Raw genomic sequence first — 8299 nt, 5'->3', positions numbered from 1 at the left:
AGGTTCATAAACAAGCCAGCATACATAAATTGTTTCATCGATCATTTTGTTATGTAGTCTTCGAGAAAAGGGTAATAAAATTCTTTGTCATAAAGATTGATTTTTTTGACCGATACCAACTATTTTTATCAAGAACTCTTGTCGAGCCGGGTATCTAGAGAAGCAAAGGAGAGAGAATAGATGGACAAACGTGATAATCGTGAGAAAATGAATCTTGAAGGACTTCGAACTGAAACCTTGGTTGTCCATGGCGATGATTGGGTCACCGATGATGGGACGGTGGCTCCGCCCATCTATTACACAGCTACGTTTCGTGCGCATAATTCCCGTGAATTCGCAGAAATGGCGGGAACACCCCGCCATTCTCGGTATTATACGCGCTACGGCAATCCATTGCATGAGCGCGTTGCGAAGATTATGGCTGAACTGGAAGGTACAGAAACCGCACTGGTAACTGGCTCCGGGATGGGGGCAATTGCCACGGCCATTCTAGCTCTAGTCAGCGCGGGAGATCATGTGATTGCCCAAACGCGGCATTATATGAGCACCGCCAAGATTATGGATGAGATGCTGCCGCGGTTTGGCGTGGAAGTGACTCTGGTCGAACAAGCGGACATCAACGCCTTTGCAGAAGCGATACGGCCTAACACAAAGCTCATCATGGTCGAGACGCCTGCCAATCCGACTTTGGTGTTGACGGATTTGGCTGCTGTGGTGGAGTTGGCGCGCCCGCATGGAATTATCGTCGTGGCCGATAACACCTTCGCATCGCCGATCAATCAGCGGCCTCATGATCTAGGTGTCGATATCGTTATTCACAGCGCAACAAAATATTTGGGGGGACACCATGATTTGACAGCTGGTGTCATCTGCACCAGCGAGGAGTTAGCCGAGCGTATTTGGCATACGCATATTTCCATCGGTTCGGTCCTCTCGCCAATGGATGCATGGCTATTATTGCGCGGTCTGCGTACGCTTCCGATACGGATGGAACGCATTAATGCCAACGCTTTAGCCCTGGCTGAGTTTTTAGAGCAGCAGCCACAGGTAGAGCGTGTATATTATCCAGGTCTTCCTAGCCATCCGCAACACGAGTTGGCAAAACGTCAGATGAAAGGGTTCGGAGCAGTCATTGCCTTTGCCATTAAAGGTGGCTATGAAGAAACTCAGCGCTTCGTTTCTGCATTGAAACTGCCGCCTAACGCGGTGAGTTTGGGTGGCGTCGATTCCCTTGTGGTGCATACAGCAGCGATGTGGGAAGGAGTGATGACCGAGGAGCAGATGAAGACAGCTGGGATTCCGTCCAACTTCGTGAGATTCTCGGTCGGCATCGAGCATATCGATGATCTGAAAGCGGATGTGTGGCAGGCGCTGCAGGTAGTTTAACGTTGTCCCGAAGAGTCTCTCTCCTTGAAACGAAGGCAAGGGGGGAGATGAATCGGGAAGTTTTTGATTCATAAAAGCGAATATATGTGCTATCATCGAGCCAGCCAATCAGGCAAGTAAAAAAGACAATTCTCCTATTTCGTGGCCAAAAAGTGTTTTTTCGAGAACAGGTCACGAGCCAATCTTCCAATCAACATAACATTACTTACTTTTCAATTTCAAGAGATTCGCAGGATTGTGCAAAAAAGCACCTTGCCGCCCTAGAGAATCATGGTAAAATGAAGGTGCTCTTTTTAAAAGCTGGCCTCGTTCAGAGGATTGAAACGCTTCCGCTTTGATGTGAATGAAACGGTTCATAAACCTTTTTTAAAGCAGGTCTTGTTTAGAGGATTGAAGCATCTCTCTTTAATCACACAAAAAATTCTTTTCAAGATTTTTTTAAGCTGACCTCGTTGAGAGGAAAAAGAGCAGCCAGCTCCCTATTATGGAGAGTTGGCTGTTTTTATGTATGTGTTTGTATGGGAGCAAAAAGATTTTTCTGCGCGCAGAAAAGGGATGGATATGTATTTGGTGGTGTACGGCGGCTCGGTATCGTGAATTTATAAGCGGGATATTTATTTAGACGACTTCCGGATGGATTTGTTGAATTTCATGAAGGAACATAAAGAAGAGCTCGAGCGGGCGCCGTTTGGACTGTTCAGCATTACCGCTAATCAAAATGAAAAACTGAAAGACGAAATTCAGCCAGGCGTCATTTTCTGCCTAAAACAAACGGCGCCGATGGCATCTGCGCATGAACAAAACGCGCTTCATCCCTATTATTTGGTGTATGTCCGCAAAGACGGCACGGTGTTGTACCATCCTGGGCATGTCAAGAAAATGTTGGACCTGTATCGCTCGCTTTGCAACGGCAAAAAAGACGTCGAATGGGGCTTGTACAAGGCGTTTTACCAAGAGACGAAAAACGGAAAAGACATGGGGCGATACAAGGCCCTGCTGGAAAAAGCGGTGGAAGAGATCGTCGGCAAGATGGATCAGCAATTGATGCTCAACATCTTCAGCCTAGGGAACTTGGACGCCTTCGTGACGAACGCCAACACGAGCTTGCAAGATTTTGAGATCGTTTCGTATTTGATCATTAAAGGGTGAGGATCATGGCCGCATCCGCATTTTATGCTACAATAGGACTGGACGAGCGCGTCCGCCCGTTGCATAAAAAGCTTGACAAAAAAATGTTTTACGACTATGCGGATTTGACGAAAAAAGAAAAGGACTATATGACGAAAGACATCGAGCGGATCGAGTTGACATACTTGTTGACCTCAAGGGTCATCAACATTCAGCCGTTCGTCAACGACGACTACCATTACGAAGGGGTCATGTTTATCACCGTTCGGCTGCGCACGGAATCAAAGGATGCGCACGTTTCCGTGATCGGGGAAATCATCCAAAAAACAGTGCCCAATCCGACCGTTATCGTGTTTGAAAAAGAAGGAAACGTTCGAATTGGAACATGCCGAAAGCGGCTGAACAAAAACGACCGAACCAAAACCGTGGCCGAAGAATGGGCGTATACGCCGTGGTTTTCACTCGATCATGCTGACGAGACGGTCAAGCAGTTTCTTCGCGCCGTCCATATGACGAAGCTGTCGTTCGCCAACTTTTTTCGGTTTTATCAAGACATCCATCTGGCGGTGCAGGCGTTCCAGCACGCCAAAGCGATCGGCGCCTTTTACATCGCCGCTGATGAACAATCCAAACAGCTCGTCGCGCAAATCGAACAGGCGGAAGTCGAAATCGCAAAATGGAAAAACGAAATCAAAAAAGAAACACAGTTTAATCGAAAAGTAGAATACCATATGAAAATTCAACAGCTAACGAAGCAAATCGAACAATGGAAGCAACAATTGCGCGGAAAGGAGCAGCACGATGGAGAAACTGGATGGAAAATCGCTCGACCTTGTCAAAACAAACATTGAAGCGTTAAAGCAACTATTCCCAGAAGTTGTCACGGAGGGGAAAATCGATTTTGACAAATTGAAGCTTGTTCTCGGCGAAGAGATCGAAACGCGCAACGAAAAGTACGAATTCACCTGGCACGGCAAAACACAAGCGATGAAACTCGCCCAAACGCCGTCCACTGGCACCTTGCGGCCGGACAAAGCATCAAGCAAAAACTGGGAGACAACGGAAAACTTGTATATCGAAGGCGACAACTTGGAAGTACTGAAACTATTGCAAAAATCGTATTTCGGCAAAATCAAAATGATTTACATCGACCCGCCGTACAATACGGGGAAAGACTTTGTGTACAAAGACGACTTTCGCGACAATATCCGAAATTACAAAGAAATCACGCAGCAAACGACTAAGGCAAATACGGAGACAAACGGGCGCTACCATACCGATTGGTTGAATATGATGTACCCGCGGTTGAAGTTGGCGAGGAATTTGTTGCGGGAGGATGGGGTTATATTTATAAGTATTGATGATACGGAGGTATCAAACCTGAAAAAAATATGCGACGAGATATTTGGTGAAGTCAATTTTATAACAATATTTATTTGGCAAAGAGCTTTTGCCCCTGTTAATATGAATAAGTTTGCTTCTCGTAATCACGATTTTGTTTTGTGTTATGCAAAACAAACTGATTTTCTATCTTGGTATGGATTACCGCGTAGCCAGGAAGCTGACACCCGTTATTCCAATCCCGACAATGACCCACGTGGTCCTTGGACATCAGGAGATTTATCAGTTGGGCCGCCTGTGCCAGAAAAAATTTATGAAATCGTTACACCAAGTGGACGAGTCGTTTATCCGCCTAAAGGATATTGCTGGAGAGTAACCAAGGAGAGGTTTGCCGAACTTTTAGCTGATAATCGTATCTGGTTTGGTAAGGATGGTGATAGCGTTCCACGTTTAAAGCGTTTTTTAAGTGAAGTAAAATCTACTATTACTCCATTGACTGTATGGACGCATCAAGAGGTATCGCACTCACAAGATGCAAAAAAAGAATTAAAAGAATTATTTGAAGACCAGTCAGTGATGGATTATCCTAAACCAGTAAAGTTGATGAAGAGAATTTTAGAGTTATCAACAAGGGAGAATGATATAATATTAGACTTCTTCTCCGGCTCCGCCACAACTGCCCATGCAGTCATGCAGTTAAATGCGGAGGATGGCGGCAATCGGAAGTTTATTATGGTTCAGCTGCCGGAAAAAACGGATGAAACGTCCGATGCGTATAAAGCGGGATATAAAAACATTTGCGAAATCGGCAAGGAACGCATCCGCCGTGCGGGGGAGAAGATCGTTCAAGAAACCGGGAAGACGGATTTGGATATCGGCTTTAAAGTGTTTAAGCTCGATTCTTCCAATATTAAAGAATGGGATCCGGATTTTGAAAACCTCGAGCGGGACCTTTTCGACTTGCAAAACAATATTAAGGAAGATCGGACGAAAGAAGATTTGTTGTATGAGATTTTACTGAAAATCGGGCTGCCGTTGACGGTGCCGATTGAGGAAATCGACTGCCGCGGCAAAACGATTTACAACGTTGCCTATGGTTCCGTACTTATTTGCTTGGAAGACGAAATCGATCTTGACCTTGTTCAGGAGATGTTGAAACACCGTTCTGAGCATATGCCGCCGAAAGTTATTTTGAAAGAATCCGGCTTTATGAGCGACGCGGTGAAAACGAATGCCTTGCAAACATTGAAAAAGCACGGCATCACGGATGTGAGGAGTGTATAACCGATGAAGCTGAAGTTTCACGCGGATTTGGACTACCAACGGCGCGCGATTGAGTCGGTGGTGCATATTTTCAAAGGACAGGAACTGAGTCAGTCGAACTTCACCGTTTCGTACGGCCCTGATGCGGGAATGCTTCAAACGGACTTAGGCGTCGGGAATCGGCTTGACCTGACGCCTGAGGAAATTTTAAAAAACGTCCAAGACATCCAGGTGAGAAACGGACTGCCACGCAGCGAACGGCTCGATGGCATGCATTTTACGATTGAAATGGAGACCGGAACAGGAAAGACGTACGTATATTTGCGGACGATTTATGAGCTCCATAAACATTATGGGTTTACAAAATTTGTTATCGTCGTCCCGTCAGTGGCAATTCGTGAAGGGGTGTATAAAACACTGCAAATCACCCGCGACCATTTTGAAGAACTGTACGACCGCACGCCGGTTGAGTACTTTATTTACGACTCGCAGAAGCTTGATCAAGTCCGCAATTTTGCGACGGCGACAACGATTCAAATTATGATCATCAATATCGATGCGTTCCGCAAAAGCTTTGAAGATCCAGAAAAAGAAGATAAAGCGAACGTCATTCATCGGCCGAACGACCGTCTAAACGGATACCGCCCGATTGAATTTATCCAACAGACGAATCCGATTGTCATCATCGACGAACCGCAAAGCGTCGATACGACGCCGAAGTCGAGGGAAGCGATTGCGTCGCTGAACCCGCTTTGTACGCTGCGCTACTCGGCGACGCATGTGGATAAATACAATATGATATATCGCCTCGATGCGGTCGATGCGTACAATCAAAAGCTTGTGAAAAAAATTGAGGTCATGTCTGTCCGCTCTGAGCCGTCGTTCAATGTGCCGTACATCAAACTTGTCGAGGTGAAAGAGCGGAAAGCGAAACTTGAGCTCGATGTCGAATCGCGCGGAAAGGTGAAGCGAACGACGAAAACGGTCAAATACGGCGATGACTTGTATGACGTTTCGGGGGAGCGCGAACTGTACCGCGGCTATATCGTCGAGCAAATCGATTGGACGGAAGGAAATGAAGCGGTTGAAATCAACGGCTATCGACTCAGGGTGGGCGAGGCGATTGGGGATGTCGATGACGATGCCATCAAGCGGTATCAGATCCGCAAAACGATTGAAGAGCATTTAAATAAAGAATTGTGGCTTCGCCCGCGCGGGATTAAAGTGCTCAGCTTGTTCTTTATCGACAAAGTTGCCCATTACCGCGACTATGATCAAGAAGGCCAGCCGGTAAAAGGAAAATATGCGATCATGTTTGAGGAAGAGTATCGGAACTTAATGCAAAAGCCGAAATACCGTCCCCTCTGGGAAGATCCGGGCATTGACCAAGATATCGAGAAGGTGCATAACGGATATTTTGCCCAAGATAAAAGAGGACGGTTGAAAGATACAAAAGGAAATACAGAGGCGGATACGGATGTATACAACCTTATTATGAGAGACAAAGAACGGCTGCTCAGCCTCGATGAGCCGCTCCGCTTCATTTTCTCCCATTCCGCGCTCCGTGAAGGATGGGACAACCCGAACGTCTTCCAAATTTGCACGTTGAAAGACTCCTCCGGCACGTACGTATCGAGGCGCCAGGAAATCGGGCGCGGATTGCGGTTGGCTGTCGATCAAAACGGAGAGCGGGTGCATGACGATCATGTCAACATATTAACGGTGATGGCGAATGAGTCGTATGAAGAATTCGTCGCTACGTTGCAAAAAGAGATTGAAGAGGATACGGGCATTCGGTTCGGCAAAATTGAAAAGCATGTCTTTGCGAAACTCATCTATTTGGACGAGGCGACGGACGAGCCGGTGCAAATGGGTTATGATTTATCATTGAAGCTGTATGAGGAATTAAAACAAAACGGCTATATTGACAAACAGGGCAAAGCAACGGAAAAGCTCAAGCAGGCCATTGAAGACTACGACCTCCGTTTAGGCGACGAATTCCAGCCGTGGCGGTCGTCCATCGTGAAAGAGATCAAACGGCACTTGCAAGCGTTGCCGATCAAAGATGGGACGAAAAAGAAAAAAGTCAATGTCAATATGGCGGTTCTCAATCAAGAAGAGTTTCGGCAATTGTGGGACAAAATCAAATACAAAACCGTCTATTCGGTCGATTTTGACAGCGAACAGCTCATTGACTTGTGCATCGCCGCCATTCAGGAAATGAAGCCCATTGAAAAAATCCGCATTGTCAGCCGGAAAGGACGGGTTGAGATCGACCATGTGACAGGCGTACAGGCTCAGGTGGTCAGCGAAAAAGTGGAGGATTACGTGAGCTTGCACCATACGCTTCCGGATGTCATCACGGAGCTGCAAAACCGGACGAATTTAACGCGGAAGACGATCGTGCGCATTTTGACCGGCTGCAAACGGCTCGATGATTTCAAAAACAATCCGCAGAAGTTTATTGAAGAAGTGGCAAACATCATCCAGCGCCAAATGAGGCTGTTGCTGAAAGATGGCGTGAAATATTACAAAATTGGTGATGATGCGTATTACGCGGTCGAACTGTTCCAAAACGAAGAGCTGCTCGCCTATTTGAACGACAACGCCATCCCGAGCGAAAAATCGCCGTTTGACCATATCCTTTACGATTCCGATGTGGAAGAGCGGTTCGCCAAACGTTTTGAACACGATGAGAACGTAAAAGTGTACGTCAAACTGCCGAGTTGGTTTAAAATTGACACACCGATCGGCTCCTACAATCCCGACTGGGCGCTTGTCATCGAAAAGGATGGAGAGGAAAAACTGTACTTCGTCCTCGAGACGAAAGGACAGGAATGGGAGGACGAACTGCGTCCCGGTGAAGCAGCGAAAATTGCCTTCGCCCGCAAACACTTCCAAGCCATCGGAACAGACGTGGAATTCATCGGACCGGAGAATGATGTCGAGCGGTTTATGTTACGAGCCTTAAGCCGTTGAAGGTGGGGACAAAACAGAAGCCAAGCGGGCTTCTGCTTTGTCTTAGCATCACATTATGAATTGACCCGGTTGAATGCAAAATCTTTGAGACATCCAAGAGCACATTCCCGAGCAGCAACAGGGCGCTAGTGTATTGCACACTTAGAGAAATAGGAGTTGATAAAAAATGAGCTTCAAAGCGGAAGCGTTGCGAGTTTTCATC

At 46.6% G+C, this 8299-nt stretch carries 5 protein-coding genes; all 5 read left to right on the top strand.

Annotation, left to right across the window (positions count from 1 at the left end):
* The first annotated feature begins 180 nt into the window (after positions 1-180).
* The 5 genes from GZ1_RS04520 to GZ1_RS04500 all read left to right on the top strand — a co-directional run bounded on the left by GZ1_RS04520 (position 181) and on the right by GZ1_RS04500 (position 8097).
* Entirely contained in the window at positions 181-1386 is a 1206-nt protein-coding gene (locus tag GZ1_RS04520; RefSeq protein ID WP_015374550.1) for a trans-sulfuration enzyme family protein, read from the top strand.
* A 642-nt stretch (positions 1387-2028) separates the two neighbouring features.
* Positions 2029-2535, top strand: coding sequence for a hypothetical protein (locus tag GZ1_RS04515; protein WP_223810898.1), 507 nt, complete (start codon positions 2029-2031; stop codon positions 2533-2535).
* A 5-nt stretch (positions 2536-2540) separates the two neighbouring features.
* A complete protein-coding gene (locus GZ1_RS04510) occupies positions 2541-3365 on the top strand; it encodes a DUF4391 domain-containing protein (protein ID WP_060787981.1) in 825 nt (274 codons plus the stop codon).
* A complete protein-coding gene (locus GZ1_RS04505) occupies positions 3316-5139 on the top strand; it encodes a site-specific DNA-methyltransferase (protein WP_060787980.1) in 1824 nt (607 codons plus the stop codon). The genes GZ1_RS04510 and GZ1_RS04505 overlap by 50 nt, the downstream gene beginning before the upstream one ends.
* A gap of 3 nt (positions 5140-5142) precedes the next feature.
* A complete protein-coding gene (locus GZ1_RS04500; RefSeq protein WP_020754183.1) occupies positions 5143-8097 on the top strand; it encodes a type III restriction-modification system endonuclease in 2955 nt (984 codons plus the stop codon).
* Positions 8098-8299 lie beyond the last annotated feature (202 nt).

The organism is Geobacillus zalihae NBRC 101842 (assembly GCF_001544135.1).
Classification (GTDB): Bacteria; Bacillota; Bacilli; order Bacillales; family Anoxybacillaceae; genus Geobacillus; species Geobacillus zalihae.
Note: the sequence above shows the minus strand (reverse complement) of the source record. Positions and strands in the feature narration are given on the sequence as shown.